Consider the following 15,573-nt stretch of genomic DNA (forward strand, 5'->3'; position numbering starts at 1 on the left):
AAAGGAATATTTCCTTTGCGAGCGCACTAAAGCGGAACCGAACAACTTCGGTACTATTTGAAGCGGATGTGGTTGAGCGGGGTGATCAAGGCTACAGGGACGGGAAAGTTGCGATGTTCGTCTATCGAAATCAGATGAGCTGATACGGATGCGTCGCAGATCGAATCGGATAGTGATCTCTTCCTGCGAGGGGCGGGACATCCAGCCGAATCATCCACAGTTTATCTTCGCCGCCCGGGTCTTTCTTCGGGGCAGCAAAATCAACGATCTCGTCCGGCCGTGCCGGGCGAGACCCCGTCGGAACAGAGACAATGTCGGATCGCCTCTCGAAGACGCGCCCGGTCGCTGCTAGCCAACGGGTTCGAGGAACGTAAGGACGGCTTGCGATGACGAAGACCCCTGAACCGTCGCGCCTTCGCGCCGTCGTTCTCCTCGCGGTCTGTACGCTCGCCGGCGTTCCGGACGCCGGGGCTGCCGGGCGGGACGCGGTCTGCACGGTCTCCGCGCGCTCGGGCGGGCCGGACGCCGGGGCGCTGCAGCGGCAGTTGCAGGCGCTGCGGGCCGTGCGCAGGGCGCAGGGCTGCGCCTCCTCCAGTGCGCTCGGCGGCTTCTTCAACGGCTGCCGCGATCTGGATGGCCGCGTCGCCGCGCTGGAGAGCCGGCTGGCCTCGCTCGCGCCCTCCGGCTGCACGCCCGCCCGGGAGCCGCGCCGCCTGCGCCGCCCGCAGGAGGCCAAGCCCCGCGCGCCGGAGAAGGCGCGGCAGGAGGCGCCGGGCGAGCACGCCTCCTCCCGCACGCCGGTCGCCACCATGTGCGTGCGCCTGTCGGACGGGCATTTCTTTCCTTCGCCCAATTCCGGCTACAACGCCGCCGCCGACGAGCCGAAGATCCTCGCGCAGTGCCGCCTCATCTGCGACACGCCGGACATGGCCGTCTACGAGGTGGTGGGCGAGGAGCGCGCGAGCGAGGAGATGGTCTCGCTGCGCGACGGCTCGCGCTATGGCGCGCTTGCCGGACTGCGCCGCTCGGCCGGCGCCAGTGCGGCGGGGCGCTGCGACACCTCGCGCTACTATCGCCGCATCGTCGAGGTCGAGGCGCAGAAGAGTGCCGAACTCGCGCGCCGGGAGGCCGAACGCCTCGGGTTCCGCGGGCCCGTGCCGATCCCGACGCTGCGGCCGGCCGAAACGGCAGAGGCGGCGGCAGGCGAGGGCGGCGCGCAGGCCGGGCCGGTGCGGGTGCGCATCGTGGGCGCGGCCTATTTTCCCGAGGATGCCGAGCGCGAGTTCGCCGGCGGCCTCCTGGAGCGCATCGCCCATCCGCTGCCGGTGCCAACCGACGCGGCCGCCGCCGCGCCAGCGCGGCCCTGAGCGCTGGAAGGGGCGCCACCCGTTCGGGCGCGCCCCTTTCTGTCTTCGGCCCTGCGGCGCGCCTACCCTTGCGTCTTGACGATCACCGGGATCAGCAGATCGCCCCAGTTGCCGTTGCCGGAATGGTGGCGGGCGGAGCGGACGAGCTCGACGGAGACGCCGGCCTCCACCGCCTTCATGACGGACTGGTTGAGGCGGTGCAGGTCGTTCGCCAGCATGCGGATGGCGCTCTGCTGCGCGTCGTCCATGGCGGAGGACTGTTCCTCGGCGCGCTCGCGGACGCGGGTGCGGGGGCGCTCGGTCTCGGTCTGGATGGCACTCATCGGACTTCCCCTTGTGATCGGTCGGCCGCCGGCGGCGGCGCTTGTCTCTTGGTTCGTTCGGCGGTTTCGGAAGGGGGCCGGAGCGCGGGGCTCCGGCCGGTTCATTCGGTCACTCGGCCGCGACGGAGAGCGGCGTGCCCGGCTTGAACTGGTCGTGCTCGGTCGATTCGCCCATCGCGGTCGTGGAGGAGTTGCCGCCGGTGATCGCCATGGACACGGCGTCGAAATAGCCGGTGCCGACCTCGCGCTGATGCTTGGTGGCCGTGTAACCGTTCACTTCGGCGGCGAACTCGGCCTCCTGAAGCTCCGAATAGGCCGCCATCTGGCGGTCCTTGTAGCCGCGGGCCAGCTCGAACATGCCGAAGTTCAGCTGATGGAAGCCGGCCAGTGTGATGAACTGGAACTTGTAGCCCATGGCGCCGAGCTCGCGCTGGAACTTGGCGATCGTGGCGTCGTCGAGGTTCTTCTTCCAGTTGAACGAGGGCGAGCAGTTATAGGCGAGCATCTGGTTCGGATGCTCCTTCTTGACGGCCTCCGCGAAGCGCCGCGCCTGGTCGAGGTCGGGCTTGGACGTCTCGCACCAGATGAGATCGGCATAGGGCGCGTAGGAGATGGCGCGCGAGATGCAGGGCTCGAGCCCGTTCTTCACGCGGTAGAAGCCTTCCGCCGTGCGGCCGGCCTCGTAGTCCACGAAGGGCCGGTCGCGCTCGTCGATGTCCGAGGTCAGGAGCTTGGCGGCCTCGGCGTCGGTGCGGGCGATGACGAGCGAGGGCACGCCCATCACGTCGGCGGCGAGGCGCGCGGCGGTGAGGTTGCGGATATGGGCCTGGGTGGGGATCAGGACCTTGCCGCCGAGATGGCCGCATTTCTTCTCCGAGGCCAGCTGGTCCTCGTAGTGGACGCCGGCCGCGCCCGCCTCGATGAAGGCCTTCATGATCTCGAAGGCGTTGAGCGGCCCGCCGAAGCCGGCCTCGGCATCGGCGACGATGGGCGCGAACCAGGTGTCGACGCTCTTCTTGCCTTCGGCATGCTCGATCTGGTCGGCGCGCTGGAGCGTGCGGTTGATGCGCCGGCAGAGCTCGGGCGCCGCGTTCGCGGGATAGAGCGACTGGTCGGGATACATGGAGGAGGCGGTGTTGGAATCGGCCGCGACCTGCCAGCCGGAGAGATAGATCGCCTTCAGGCCGGCGCGGACCTGCTGCATCGCCTGGTTGCCCGTCATGGCGCCGAGCGAGTTGACGAAATCCTCCGAGTGGATGAGCTGCCAGAGCCGGTTCGCGCCGTTCTCGGCCAGCGTGTAGCGGATCTGGACCGAACCGCGCAGGCGCTTCACGTCCTCGACCGTGTAGTCGCGCGAGACATTGTCGAAGCGGCCTTCCGGAGCGGACGGGACGAGATTGTAAAAATCGGTCATGAGCGTGGCAGCCTTCCCTGGCGTTCGTCGTCGGAAGCGCTGGTGCCGATCCCTCGGTCTCGTCGCTTCCCTATGACCGATGTGACATCCGGGGCGGCGGGGCGGAAGGGATCGCCTGTTCTGAAAGGCTCGATATCGGGTCGACTTGTCTTGTCTTTGACGGGCCGCGCTTGTAAAACTGTCACAATTGTAAAGGCCGCCGCCGGGGCCGAAGTTTGTAACGGCGTGTAAAACGGGGCGCATGATGGCCGAGAACAAGATTTTCGCCGGTGCCCGCATCCGGCGCATCCGCAACGGCCTGTCGCTGACCCAGACCGCCATGGCCGAGGCGCTGGGCATCTCGCCCTCCTATCTCAACCTCATCGAGCGCAACCAGCGCCCGCTGACGGTCCAGCTCATCCTGAAACTGTCGGAGCGCTACGAGGTCGATCTGTCCGACCTGCGCTCGGGCGAGGCGAAGGGCTCGCTGGCCGAGCTGAAGGCGATCTTCTCCGACCCGCTTCTGGCCGGCGAACTGCCGGGCGAGCAGGAGCTTGTCGAGATCGCGGAGGCCGCGCCCAACGCGGCGGCCGGCATTGCCAAGCTCTACCGCGCCTATCGCGAGAGCCAGGGGCGGCTCAGCGATCTCTCCGATCTCCTGGCGCGCGAGGGGCGCACGACCCGCGTCTCGGCCGCGCGCCTGCCGATCGACGAGGTGCACGAGGTCTTCGAGAACCGGCCGAACCATTTCGCCGCGATCGAGACGGCGGCCGAGCGCTTCCACCAGGAACTGGCGCCGGGCGACGACCTGATGGCGGCCCTGCGCGCCTGGATGCGGCGCGAGCACGAGGTCTCGGTGCGCGTCCTGCCCGTGCAGACCATGCCGCTCTGGCGCCGGCGCTTCGACCGCCATTCGCGCCGCCTCTTCCTCTCCGAGCGCCTCTCGGCGCCGGACCGGCTGCGCGAGGTGGCGGTAGAGGCCGCGCTCCTGAAGTTCGGCGAGGTGGTGGCGGCCGAGGCCGAGACCTTCGGCTTCTCCACCGACGAGGCGCGCCGGCTCGCGCGTTTCGAGCTGCTGCGCTATGCCGCCCACGCGCTGATGATGCCCTATGCCGTCTTCCAGGCCGCCGCCGAGCGCACCGGCTACGACGTCGACATCCTGAAGGGCCGCTTCCAGGTCTCCTTCGAGCAGGCGGCCAACCGCCTGACCATGCTTCAGCGCCAGGGCGCGCCGGGCGTGCCCTTCTTCATGCTGGAGGTGGACAATGCCGGCAACCGCTTCCGGCGGGCCGGCGCGCGCGGCTTTCCGCTGCAGCGTTTCGGCGGCGGCTGCCCCAAGCTGCCCATCCACGCCGCCTTCGCCCAGCCCGGCCGCATCCTCGTCGAGACCGCGGAGATGCCGGACGGGGCGGAGTTCCTGCTCGTCGCCCGCACGCTGGAGGGGCTCGACGCCGGCTTCGAGGAACGCCCGCGCCGCACCGCGCTCCTGATCGGCTGCGACATCGGCTTCAAGGACGAGACGGTCTACGGCCGCGCGCTCGCCGAAAAGGGCGGGGCGGTGAAGATCGGCCCGGTCTGCCGCCTCTGCGAGCGCCAGGCCTGCCTCGCCCGCGCCGAACCGCCGCTGACGCGCCCCCTCGGCCTCGACGAGATGGTGACCGGGCTCGGCGCATTTGATTTTCAGTGAGGGGCGCGCCAAATGCCGGCGCGACGGCGGGGCCCGGCGTCGTCGAACCGTCACGACGGTCCGGCGCGGAGCCCGTGCGGCAGGCCGGACGTCATCCCGCCCCGCAGCGCCCCGGGAAAGAGACCGATGGACCAGACGACCAACCAGCAGAAGGCCAAGACGGCGGGCCTGGAAGACACGATGACGCGCGGCGGCGCGGTGGCGCGCGCCGTGCAGACGCTCGTCGACGGCGCCGAGAAGCTCAACCTGAAATACTCCGCCGTCGGCAACCCGCCGGTCTTTCCCACCGACGACTTTCCCTGGGCGCGCGAGGTGGAAGCCGAATGGCATCTCATCCGCGCCGAGCTCGACCAGATCCTCGTGCGCAAGGGCGAATTGCCCGCCTTCCACGAAATCTCCTCGGAAGTGCGCTCCATCTCCTCGGACCAGAACTGGAAGACCTTCTTCCTCTGCGGCTACGGCATCAAGTCCGAGGCCGCCATCGCGCAATGCCCGCAGACCTGGCGCATCCTGCAGAAGGTGCCGGGGCTCAAATCCGCGATGTTCTCGATCTTCGAGCCCGGCAAGCACCTGCCGCCCCATCGCGGGCCCTATAACGGCGTCCTGCGCTTCCATCTCGGCCTGATCGTGCCCGACGAGCCGGAGAAGATCGGCATCCGCATCGACCGGGAGACGCGCCACTGGCGCGAGGGCGAGGCGCTGATCTTCGACGACGCCTACGAGCACGAGGCCTGGAACCACTCCGACGCGGTGCGCGTGGTGCTCTTCGTCGATTTCGAGAAGCCGACCCGCTTCCCCGCCAGCCTCGCCAACAAGGCCGTGCTCAACCTCGCCATGTTCACGCCCTTCATCCGCGAGGGCTACAAGGCGCACAAGGCCTGGGAGAAGCTCTTCTACGGCGAAGGGCGCCGGCACCGGTGAGCGGGCCTTCCTGGCGCGCGATGACGGCGGGCGATCTCGACGGCGTCCATCGCCTCAGCCTTCGCGTCTATCCGCAGTTCTTCGAGCGGCGGGACGTCTATGCCGACAGGCTGGCGCTCTACCCGCAAGGGTCGCTCGTGCTCGATTCCGAAGGGGGGATCGGCGGCTATGCCGTCGGCCACCCCGCCCGCCTCTTCGCTCCGCCGCCGCTCGACACGGTGCTCGGGCGCCTGACCGAGGGGGCGGACGCGCTCTACGTCCACGACGTGGCGCTCGCGCCGGAGCTGCGCGGCCTGGGCCTCGTGGAGGGCGGCGTCCACGCGCTGCTCGCGCTCGCCGACCGCGACCGCCGGCCGGCCATGCTGGTCTCGGTCAACGGCACGCCGGCCTTCTGGCAGCGATTCGGCTTCGCGCCGGTCGATCCGGCGCGGCTCGGCGACAAGCTCGCGCCCTATGGCGAGGGCGCCATCTTCATGCTGCGCAAGGCGAAAGTTTAGGCAGCGGCGCTTTCCTGCGCACGATCCCTCGAAAGGGGTAGGCAGAGGGGGCGTGTGTCCCATAGTCTCCCGGAAAAGGCCTGCCGCGCCCCTAAGGGCCGGCCGCCGCAAGACCGGAGACGAGCCGCCCATGAAGCGTTTCCTCGCAACCCTCGGCGCGACCTGCGCCCTCTCGTTCGGCCTCGGCCAGGGGCCTGCCGCGGCGCAGGAGAAGGTCGTCAACGTCTACAACTGGTCCGACTATATCGACGCCTCGATCCTGGAGGACTTCACCAAGGAGACCGGGATCAAGGTCGTCTACGACGTCTACGATTCCAACGAGATCCTCGAGGCCAAGCTGCTCGCGGGCGGCTCGGGCTACGACGTGGTCGTGCCTTCCTCGGAATTCCTGGTGCGCGAGATCGAGGCCGGCGCGCTGCAGCCGCTCGACAAGGCCAAGCTGAAGAATCTCGGCAATCTGTGGCCCGTCGTCACCGACCGCGTCGCCGCCTACGACAAGGCGAACGACTATTCGGTGAACTATATGTGGGGCACGACGGGCATCGGCGTGAACGCCAAGATGGTCGAGGAGGCGCTGCCCGACGCGCCGGTCGATTCGTGGTCGCTCGTCTTCGATCCGCAATATGCCCAGAAGCTCGCCTCCTGCGGCATCTACATGCTGGACGAGGCGGTGGAGATGATACCGGCGGCCATGGCCTATCTCGGCCTCGACCCGAACTCGACCTCGGCCGAGGACATCACGAAGGCGCAGGAACTCCTGACCAAGGTCCAGCCCTTCGTGCGCAAGTTCCACTCGTCCGAATATATCGAGGCGCTGGCCAATGGCGACGCCTGCGTGGCGGTCGGCTATTCGGGCGACGTCTTCCAGGCGCGCGACCGCGCCGAGGAGGCCGGGCGCGGCGTCGAGATCGCCTATCACATCCCCAAGGAAGGCGCCCGCATGTGGTTCGACCAGATGGCGATTCCCGCCGACGCGCCGAATGTCGACAATGCCCACGCCTTCATCGACTACATGATGCGCCCGGACGTGATCGCCAAGGCGACGAACTACGTCGTCTACGCCAACGGAAACCTCGCCAGCCAGAAGCTGATCGAGCCCGAGATCCTGCAGGACCCGGCGATCTATCCGGACGAGGCGACGCTCGCCAAGCTCTTCACCAAGAAGGCCTACGACGCGCGCACGCAGCGCCTCGTCAGCCGCGCCTTCACCACCGTGAAGACGGGGCGGTGATGGCCGGCCCCGCGACCACCGGGGCGGTGAGCCGCCCGTGACGGCCCTTTCTGCGAGCGCGCCGAGATCCCTCGGCAACATCCGCCGCTCCTTCGCGCCCTGGGAGGACGGCTCCCAGAAGCCGCTGATCGAGTTCGACCGCGTCACCAAGCGCTTCGGCAACTTCAAGGCCGTCGACGACCTGTCGCTGCCGATCTACCGGCGCGAGTTCCACGCGCTGCTCGGGCCGTCCGGCTGCGGGAAGTCGACGCTCCTGCGCATGCTGGCCGGCTTCGAGCAGCCGACCTCGGGCGACGTGCGGCTGGAGGGCGAGAGCCTCGTCGGCATCCCGCCGCACAAGCGGCCGGTGAACATGATGTTCCAGAGCTACGCGCTCTTCCCCCATCTCGACGTCTCGCAGAACATCGCCTTCGGCCTGAAGCAGGACGGCATGGCCAGGTCCGAGCGCGAGGATCGCGTGGCCGAGATGCTGAAGCTCGTGAAGCTCGAGAGCTTCGCCAAGCGCCGCCCGCAGCAGCTTTCCGGCGGCCAGCAGCAGCGCGTCGCGCTCGCCCGCTCGCTCGCCAAGCGGCCGAAGGTGCTCCTCCTCGACGAGCCGCTCGGCGCGCTCGACAAGAAGCTGCGCGAGGAGACGCAGTTCGAGCTGATGGACCTGCAGCAGCAGCTCTCCATGACCTTCGTCGTCGTGACCCACGACCAGGAGGAGGCCATGACAATGGCCGACCGCATCTCCGTGATGCGCGAGGGCCGCATCGAGCAGGTCGCGGTGCCCGAGACGATCTACGAGGCGCCCGCCAGCCGCTACGTCGCGGGCTTCGTGGGCAGCGTCAACCTGATCGACGGAACGGTGGAGGAGCGGCGGGGCGGGGCCCTGCGCATCGCCGCCAGCGGCGGCCAGACGCTGCAGGTGGAGAGCCCGCTCGATCTCACGCCCGGCACCGGCGTCGCCTTCGCCATCCGCCCGGAAAAGCTGCGCCTGTCGCGCACGCCGCCGGCCGACCCGTCCGTCAACGCGCTGAGCGGCATCGTCTGGGACATCGGCTATCTCGGCGACATGACGCTCTTCAACATCCAGCTCGCGAACGGCGACGTCGTGCGCACCGCCACGATCAACGCCGCGCGCGCCTCCGCCGAGCCGCTCGGCTACGACGAGACGGTCTGGCTCACCTTCGCGCCGGACGCCGGCGTCCTCCTGGCGAGCTGAGGCGATGGCGGACGCGACCGACCGAACCCACCGCGTGCCCGGCGAGGGCCGCTTCCGCTGGCTCGTCATCGCCGTGCCCTATCTCTGGCTGGCGCTGTTCTTCCTCGTTCCCTTCGCCATCGTCCTGCGCATCTCGCTGTCGGAAGTGGCCATCGCCCAGCCGCCCTACGCGCCGGTCTTCGACTGGAGCCGGCCCGCCGAACTCCTCGACGCCGTGCGCCAGCTCTCCTTGGAGAACTATGCCTGGCTCGCCGGCGACCCGCTCTATCTCGACGCCTATCTCTCGAGCCTGTGGATCGCGGCGGTCTCGACCGCCATCGCGCTCCTCATCGGCTTTCCCTTCGCCTACGGCCTCTCGCGCGCGCCCACGAAATGGCGCGGCCTCCTCCTGATGCTGACGATCCTGCCGTTCTGGACGAGCTTCCTCATCCGCGTCTACGCCTGGATCGGCATCCTGAAGGGCGACGGGCTGGTGAACCAGCTGCTGCTCGGCCTCGGCCTGATCGACGCGCCGCTTCAGCTTCTCAACACCGAGTTCTCGGTCCATGTCGGCATCGTCTACTGCTACCTGCCCTTCATGGTCCTGCCCATCTACGCCTCGCTGGAGCGCATGGACGAACGCCTCCTGGAGGCGGCGGGCGATCTCGGCTGCCCGCCCTTCAAGGCCTTCTGGTCGATCACCGTGCCGCTCGCCATGCCGGGCGTGCTGGCGGGCGTGCTCCTGGTCTTCATTCCCGCCGTCGGCGAGTTCGTCATTCCCGACCTCCTCGGCGGATCGGGCACGCTGATGATCGGCAAGACCTTGTGGAGCGAGTTCTTCTCCAACCGCGACTGGCCGGTCTCCTCGGCGGTGGCGATCCTTCTCCTGCTCCTCCTCGTCGCGCCCATCGCGCTCTTCCAGAGGGCGCAGGCGCGCGCGGCGGGGAACGCCTAGATGGAGAAGCGCTGGAGCCCGCTCAACATCGTCTCGGTGGTGCTGGGATTTGCCTTCCTGTACCTGCCGATCGTCGTCCTGATCGTCTATTCCTTCAACGCCTCGCGGCTCGTCACCGTCTGGGGCGGCTTCTCGCCGGTCTGGTACGGCGAGCTCTGGCGCGACCAGTCGATCCTCGACGCCGCGCTCGTCACCCTGCGCGTCGGCATCGTCTCGGCGAGCGTCGCCACCATCCTCGGCACGCTCGCCGCCCTCGTGCTCGTGCGCTTCGTGAAGTTCCGCGGCCGGCTGCTCTTCACCGGCATGATCTACGCGCCGCTCGTCATGCCCGAGGTCATCACCGGCCTGTCGCTGCTGCTCCTCTTCGTGACGATGGACCTCGACCGCGGCTTCTTCACCGTGACGCTCGCCCACATCACCTTCACCATGTGCTTCGTCACGGTGGTCGTGCAGTCGCGCCTCGTCTCCTTCGACCGGCGGCTGGAGGAGGCGGCGCAGGATCTCGGCTGTCCGCCGTGGAAGGCCTTCTTCCTCGTCACCCTGCCGGTGATCTGGCCGGCGGTCGCCGCCGGCTGGATGCTCGCCTTCACCCTCTCGCTCGACGACCTCGTCATCGCCAGCTTCACCTCCGGTCCGGGCGCGACGACGCTGCCGATGAAGATCTACAGCCAGGTGAGGCTCGGTGTGACGCCGAAGATCAACGCCCTGTGCACGATCCTCATCGCGATCGTCTCGCTCGGCGTCCTGATCGCCGCTCTCGTCAACAAGCGCCAGCTCGTCGCCGCCGCGCGCGACGAGCGGCTGGCCGAGGGCCGGTAGCCCGGCGCGGGATCGGAACGCTCAGCGCAGGGCGGGCTTCGGGTCCGCCACGCCGGCCGCGGCCGTCTCGGTCGTGCAGGCGCAGGCCTCGTCATGGGCGCGCAGGATCGCGTCCAGCGTCTCGTCGATCGCCGCAAGAACCGGGTCCGGCGCGCCGTCCTCGCGCTGGGCGAGGTGATCGAGCATCTCGACATCGGAGAAGGCGATCATCAGCGCGCGGCGCGCGCCTTGCGTCTGCGGGCTCTTCAGGCCCGTCAGGATGGGCTGGCGCAGGCCGGCGAGGCGCCCGAGCACGGGGCGCGGCACGCCGGCGACGGGCGTCGCGCCGGCCGGCGGCACGGCGCCGGACGTCGAGGGGCCGGCGAGATCGCCCGGCAGGAGACCGGCCCCGGCGGCGGCCCGCACCAGCGTGTCGAGCGCGACCAGCCGCGCCTCCTCGTCGAGAAGCGAGGCCGGCGCGATCGCGGCGGTCGGACCGGGCGCGGCGGCACCGGCGGGGGCGGCAGGCGCGGCGGCATCGCCCGTCCGCAGGCCGGCGGCCGGCCCGTCGCGGAAGAGCGAAACGGCGTCGAGCGCGGCGGTCAGGGAGCGCCGCGCGGCCGCTTCCTGGACGCCCGCGAGTGCCGCGAAGCGGCGCGGCGAGACGGCGACGCGGTCGCGATAGGTGCGCAGCTGGTCGACATAGCCGGCGACGCCCCCGCACAGATAGGGCGAGGCGGGCTGCGAAAGATATTCGCCGAGATCGGTCCGGATCTGCTCCACGATCCACCGGCTCTCGGGATTGGCCATCCAGTTGCCGCCGCCCTGCATGCGCACCAGCGTGCCGGCGGCGCGAAGGGCGTTCACCTCCTGCGTGGTGCGCCGGGTCGATTGCGGCGGGAAGATGAAGGCGCCGAGCCGCCCGTCCGAGGCGCCGGCAAGGGCGGGCTTGGCCGCCTTCAGCGCGGCATAAGGGCCCTCGGCGATCGCCTGCAGCTTCGGCTGGTAGCGTGCGGGGCAGTCGGCCGCCGAAGGTGCCGCTTCCGGCACGGCGCCCGTCTCCACCGCGACGGCCGGGGCGCTGCAGAGAAGCAGCCCGGCCAGCGCGAGGAGCGCGGCGCGGCGACGGACCGGCAGGGGCGAAGGCGCGTCTCTGGAAAGCGGCATGGTCTCGGGCATCTCCTGCTGGCGGTCCGGCTGGCCGCGCGGCGAGCCGCGATCGGGCGAACCGCTCATCGCGGCCCGTCGTCGGGCTCGGTCGTCACGGTCGGATTCGGCCATCGACCCTGCATGATGACCCGGACGGGTTTCGAGCCGGTGAACGGTTCGCCGGCGCTGTCGGATGTGGTCAGCACCCGTTCGAACCGGCCGGCGAGCGAGACGGCATGCGTGGCGGCCGAGATCTCGCCCGCCGCCCGCAGGAGGCCGGCCTCGGACTGCAGCTCCATCGTCTCCAGCGCGATGTCGGGCCCGCGCGCGGAGAGGGTCGCCTCCAGCCGCGAGAAGGGCAGGGTGGCGGCCGAGCCCTCCAGCGCCTCGGCGAGCGGGCGGCTTCCGGGCCGCGAGAGGGCGGCGAGGTCGAGATCGTGCAGGACGCCCTCGCGGGCGCCGAGGCGGGCCGTGGCCGTGCCGTAGCGCGCGATGCTCGCCCAGTTGGCGGCGGGGGCGGCGAAGGTGGCGGTCAGGGAGCTGCGGCCCGCCATGGAGAAGCTCGAGACGCCGAGCGAGGCGAAAGCCTGCGCCGCGTCGACATCCGAGAGGGCCAGCGAGCCCGTCATGGTCTGCTGCGTCCCGGCGACGGCAAGCTCCAGCCGGCCGACCCCGCGCCCGCCGAAGAGGCCGGCATCGCCGATGTCGAACTGCGCGGTGCCGTCCTTCACCTTCATCGTGGCCGCGACGTCCGTGAACGGCACCTTGCCGAGCCGCGCCTCGGTCGCCGAAAGGCGCAGGTCGAGACCGAAGCCCGTCAGAAAGGCGAGGTCGATCGGCCGCTCCAGCCCGAGCGCGTTGGTCGGCAGCGGGGCGACGGCCTGGGCGAGCGGCGTGAGGTCGAAGCTCGCGAAGTCGAGCGTGCCGCCGAGGCTCGGTCCCTGGCCGCCAAGGCTCATCTCCAGCGCCCCGCGCCCGCTGCTGCCCGCGACCGTGACGGCGGCATCCAGGAGATCGGCCTCCCCGCCGACCAGCGCGAGCTGCCCGGAGAGCGAGAGGGCGCCGAAATCGGGAAGGGTGAAGGCCGGGTCCTCCAGCCAGTCGAGGCTGCGGCTGAGCGAGGGCGTGGAGAGGCGCAGGCGCCCGTCGAGAGAGAGCGCGCCGGCCTGGCGCGCATCGCCCCTGAACTCGGCGTCGAGCGGCGGCGACCGGAGCGCGGCGTCGAGACGCGAGGTCTCCCCGCGCAGGAAGGCGGCGGGGTCGGAGAGCGAGAGGTCGATCTCGGCCGGCTGGCCGTTCCACACGAAACTGCCCGAGGCGCTGGCGGCCCCGTCGCCGGAATCGCGGTCGAAGACGAGATTGGCGTTGCTGATGCCGAGCCGGGCGCTGCCGGCCTCGGGCCGGAACACGCCGTCGCGCAGCTCCAGGCGGCGCAGGTCGCCGAACCGGTCGAGCACGAGGCGCGAGAGGCTCGTCAGCGAACCCGCCAGCGCCTCGCGCCGCGAGGGCCCATCGGCATCCGGCGCCGTCTCGGCAAGGCTCGGCAGACCCTGCGGACCGGCCGGGTCGCGCCGCAATTCGGGGCGGATGAAGACGAGGCGCGAGAGCACCGCCTCGCCGCGCAGGGCGCGCCAGGGATCGAGATCGGCCTCGATCCTGTCGATGGAGAAACGCGCCTCGCCCGAGACGAGCGTCACGCGCTCGACGGAGAGGCCGGCGCGCGGCAGGAGCGTGAAGCTCGTGTCGCCGTCGATCGTCACCGGACCGCCGGAGACCGTCTGCAGCTGCTCGACGAGCGCGCGGCGGGCGCTCTCGCCGCTCAGCGTCACGCGGGTCGCCACGAGCAGCGTCGCCGCCAGGACGAGAAGGCCGGCGAGGCCGACCGCGATCCCCGTTCCCCACCTCCGCCGGGCGCGCGCGCGATCGCTTGTCCCGGGACTGGTCGAGGCGGTCGGCGGCGTCAAGGAGAGTCCTTTCGGGTGCGGAAAACCCGTCCTACTGCCGGGGCGGCCGCAAAGCAATTTGACGCCTCATGCGCCTCGATTGCCAATGGCGAGGCCTTGTGTCACGAGCGAGGCGAAGGCTGACGGAGATCGACATGGCTCACAGGTTGCTTTGGACGCCCTCGGCGGAGCGCATCGAGGCACAGCCGATGACCGGCTTCGCACGGGCCGCGCAGGCGCGTTGCGATGCGCCGGGCGGCACCGATTACGGCCCGTTCCACGCTTGGTCGGTGGAGAATCGCGGCGCCTTCTGGGACCTCGTCTGGGACGAATGCGGCGTCGTCGGCGAGAAGGGCGGCCTGGCGCTGGAAGAGGGGGGCTCGATGCGGGCCGACCGCTTCTTCCCGCAGGCGCGGCTCAACTTCGCCGAGAACCTCCTCGCCAAGGCCGGGGCGGACGGCGAGGACGCGATCGTCTTCCGCGGCGAGGGCCGCGTCGAGCGGCGCCTGTCCTGGGGCGCGCTGCGCGCCCTCGTCTCGCGCCTCGCCCAGGCCATGCGCGCCGAAGGCGTCGTCGCCGGCGACCGCGTCTGCGGCATGATGGCGAACGTGCCGGAGACCGTGGCGATCATGCTCGCGGCGACCTCCATCGGCGCCGTCTGGTCCTCCTGCTCGCCCGATTTCGGCGAGCGCGGCGTCCTCGACCGCTTCGGGCAGATCGAGCCGAAGCTGTTCTTCGCCTGCGACGGCTACCACTATGCCGGCAAGGAGATCGATATCGGCGACAAGCTCGTGCCGATCGCGGCGGCGCTGCGGGCGCAGCGCACGATCGTCGTCGACTATCTCGGCGAGGCCGGTGCGCTCGCCGCACGGCTCGGCGCCCCGGCGGTCGATCTCGCCGCCTTCGTCGCACCCTTCGAGCCGGCGCCCCTCGCCTTCGAGCGGCTGCCCTTCGCCCATCCGCTCTACATCCTCTTCTCGTCGGGCACGACGGGCGTGCCCAAATGCATCGTCCACTCGGCCGGCGGCACGCTGCTCCAGCACCTGAAGGAGCATCGCCTCCATTGCGGCTCGGGGCAGGGCTCGCGCGTCTTCTACTTCACGACCTGCGGCTGGATGATGTGGAACTGGCTCGTCTCGGCGCTCGGCGTCGGCGCGACGCTCCTCCTCTACGACGGCTCGCCCTTCCACCCCGCGCCGACCGTCCTCTTCGACTACGCGCGGGACGAGCGGGCGACCTTCTTCGGCACCAGCGCCAAATATATCGATGCCTGCCGCAAGCTCGGCCTGGCGCCCCGCGAGACGCACGATCTCTCCGCGCTCGCCATGATCGCCTCCACCGGCTCGCCGCTCTCGCCGGAAGGCTTCGACTACGTCTACGCGGCGGTGAAGCCGGACGTGCATCTGGCCTCCATCTCCGGCGGCACCGACATCGTCTCCTGCTTCGTCCTCGGCATTCCCTGGCGACCCGTCTACGAGGGCGAGATCCAGGGGCCGGGCCTTGCCATGGCGGTCGACGTCTACGACGAGAAGGGCCGCCCGGTGCGCGGGGAGAAGGGCGACCTCGTCTGCACGAAGGCCTTCCCGGCCATGCCCGTCGGCTTCTGGAACGATCCGACGGGCGAGCGCTACGAGGCGGCCTATTTCGCGCAGTTTCCGGGCCTGTGGTGCCATGGCGACTTCGCCGAATGGACGAGCCACGACGGCATCGTCATCCACGGCCGCTCGGACGCGACGCTGAACCCGCAAGGCGTGCGCATCGGCACGGCGGAGATCTACAATATCGTGGAGAAGATGGAGGAGGTCGCCGAATCCATCTGCATCGGCCAGCCGCACGACGGCGACGTGCGCGTCGTCCTCTTCGTGCGCCTCGCCGAGGGCCACGCGCTCGACGACGCCCTCGTCTCCCGCATCCGCGCCGCCATCCGCACCGGCGCCTCGCCGCGCCACGTGCCCGCCAAGGTCCTCGCCGTCACCGACATTCCCCGCACCAAATCCGGCAAGATCGTGGAACTTGCCGTGCGCGAGGTCGTGGAGGGCCGACCGGTGAAGAACAAGGAAGCGCTCGCCAATCCCGAGGCGCTGGACCAGTTCGCCGATCGCGAGGAACTGGCGAGCTGAGGGCGC

Annotated in this window: 12 protein-coding genes and 1 pseudogene; 9 read left to right on the forward strand and 4 right to left on the reverse strand. The window is 70.1% G+C overall.

Features of this window, described 5'->3' with window-relative positions:
• The first annotated feature begins 386 nt into the window (after positions 1–386).
• Positions 387–1,367, forward strand: coding sequence for a DUF2865 domain-containing protein (locus tag ASG48_RS00180; protein ID WP_055843698.1), 981 nt, complete (start codon positions 387–389; stop codon positions 1,365–1,367).
• 62 nt (positions 1,368–1,429) lie between these two features.
• On the opposite strand, the gene ASG48_RS00185 is transcribed toward ASG48_RS00180, so the two are convergent.
• The gene (locus tag ASG48_RS00185; protein WP_055843700.1) at positions 1,430–1,690 is read right to left on the reverse strand and encodes a hypothetical protein; all 261 of its coding nucleotides are present in this window, start codon (positions 1,688–1,690) and stop codon (positions 1,430–1,432) included.
• Between the two features lie 109 nt (positions 1,691–1,799).
• On the reverse strand, positions 1,800–3,104 hold the full coding sequence (gene aceA / locus ASG48_RS00190; RefSeq protein WP_055843703.1) for an isocitrate lyase: 1,305 nt from the start codon (positions 3,102–3,104) through the stop codon (positions 1,800–1,802).
• 244 nt (positions 3,105–3,348) lie between these two features.
• Between aceA and ASG48_RS00195 the strand changes: the two genes are divergently transcribed.
• From ASG48_RS00195 to ASG48_RS00225, 7 genes and pseudogenes are all read left to right on the forward strand, one after another.
• Positions 3,349–4,770 carry a helix-turn-helix transcriptional regulator gene (locus tag ASG48_RS00195; RefSeq protein ID WP_055845234.1) on the forward strand — a complete coding sequence of 474 codons (1,422 nt, stop codon included), beginning with the start codon at positions 3,349–3,351 and terminating at the stop codon, positions 4,768–4,770.
• A 126-nt stretch (positions 4,771–4,896) separates the two neighbouring features.
• Positions 4,897–5,691: an aspartyl/asparaginyl beta-hydroxylase domain-containing protein gene (locus ASG48_RS00200; protein WP_055843705.1), complete on the forward strand. Its 795-nt coding sequence runs from the start codon at positions 4,897–4,899 to the stop codon at positions 5,689–5,691.
• Positions 5,688–6,188 (forward strand): hypothetical protein, encoded by a 501-nt coding sequence (locus tag ASG48_RS00205; RefSeq protein ID WP_055843707.1) that lies wholly within the window; start codon positions 5,688–5,690, stop codon positions 6,186–6,188. The genes ASG48_RS00200 and ASG48_RS00205 overlap by 4 nt, the downstream gene beginning before the upstream one ends.
• A 202-nt stretch (positions 6,189–6,390) precedes the next feature.
• Positions 6,391–7,419, forward strand: a pseudogene (locus ASG48_RS00210) (polyamine ABC transporter substrate-binding protein); the annotation flags it as partial.
• 37 nt (positions 7,420–7,456) lie between these two features.
• Positions 7,457–8,623: an ABC transporter ATP-binding protein gene (locus ASG48_RS00215; protein WP_055843711.1), complete on the forward strand. Its 1,167-nt coding sequence runs from the start codon at positions 7,457–7,459 to the stop codon at positions 8,621–8,623.
• Positions 8,624–8,627: 4 nt separating this feature from the next.
• The gene (locus tag ASG48_RS00220; protein WP_055843712.1) at positions 8,628–9,557 is read left to right on the forward strand and encodes an ABC transporter permease subunit; all 930 of its coding nucleotides are present in this window, start codon (positions 8,628–8,630) and stop codon (positions 9,555–9,557) included.
• Positions 9,558–10,376, forward strand: coding sequence for an ABC transporter permease (locus tag ASG48_RS00225; protein WP_055843714.1), 819 nt, complete (start codon positions 9,558–9,560; stop codon positions 10,374–10,376).
• A 21-nt stretch (positions 10,377–10,397) separates the two neighbouring features.
• On the opposite strand, the gene ASG48_RS00230 is transcribed toward ASG48_RS00225, so the two are convergent.
• Both ASG48_RS00230 and ASG48_RS00235 read right to left on the reverse strand, forming a co-directional pair.
• Positions 10,398–11,591 (reverse strand): hypothetical protein, encoded by a 1,194-nt coding sequence (locus tag ASG48_RS00230; protein ID WP_055843716.1) that lies wholly within the window; start codon positions 11,589–11,591, stop codon positions 10,398–10,400.
• Positions 11,588–13,468: an AsmA-like C-terminal region-containing protein gene (locus tag ASG48_RS00235; RefSeq protein WP_055843719.1), complete on the reverse strand. Its 1,881-nt coding sequence runs from the start codon at positions 13,466–13,468 to the stop codon at positions 11,588–11,590. Before ASG48_RS00235 ends, ASG48_RS00230 begins: the two co-directional genes overlap by 4 nt.
• A gap of 134 nt (positions 13,469–13,602) precedes the next feature.
• On the opposite strand from ASG48_RS00235, the gene ASG48_RS00240 reads away from it, so the two are divergent.
• Positions 13,603–15,567: an acetoacetate--CoA ligase gene (locus tag ASG48_RS00240; protein ID WP_055843721.1), complete on the forward strand. Its 1,965-nt coding sequence runs from the start codon at positions 13,603–13,605 to the stop codon at positions 15,565–15,567.
• The last annotated feature ends 6 nt before the right edge of the window (positions 15,568–15,573 follow it).

Origin of the sequence: Aurantimonas sp. Leaf443, assembly GCF_001425575.1 — a bacterium.
Taxonomy (GTDB): domain Bacteria; phylum Pseudomonadota; class Alphaproteobacteria; order Rhizobiales; family Rhizobiaceae; genus Leaf443.

Coding starts and splice junctions, on each gene's coding strand:
- ASG48_RS00180 (WP_055843698.1), top strand. CDS start 387: ATGACGAAGACCCCTGAACCGTCGCGCCTTCGCGCCGTCGTTCTCCTC.
- ASG48_RS00185 (WP_055843700.1), bottom strand. CDS start 1,690: ATGAGTGCCATCCAGACCGAGACCGAGCGCCCCCGCACCCGCGTCCGC.
- aceA (WP_055843703.1), bottom strand. CDS start 3,104: ATGACCGATTTTTACAATCTCGTCCCGTCCGCTCCGGAAGGCCGCTTC.
- ASG48_RS00195 (WP_055845234.1), top strand. CDS start 3,349: ATGGCCGAGAACAAGATTTTCGCCGGTGCCCGCATCCGGCGCATCCGC.
- ASG48_RS00200 (WP_055843705.1), top strand. CDS start 4,897: ATGGACCAGACGACCAACCAGCAGAAGGCCAAGACGGCGGGCCTGGAA.
- ASG48_RS00220 (WP_055843712.1), top strand. CDS start 8,628: ATGGCGGACGCGACCGACCGAACCCACCGCGTGCCCGGCGAGGGCCGC.
- ASG48_RS00225 (WP_055843714.1), top strand. CDS start 9,558: ATGGAGAAGCGCTGGAGCCCGCTCAACATCGTCTCGGTGGTGCTGGGA.
- ASG48_RS00230 (WP_055843716.1), bottom strand. CDS start 11,591: ATGAGCGGTTCGCCCGATCGCGGCTCGCCGCGCGGCCAGCCGGACCGC.
- ASG48_RS00240 (WP_055843721.1), top strand. CDS start 13,603: ATGGCTCACAGGTTGCTTTGGACGCCCTCGGCGGAGCGCATCGAGGCA.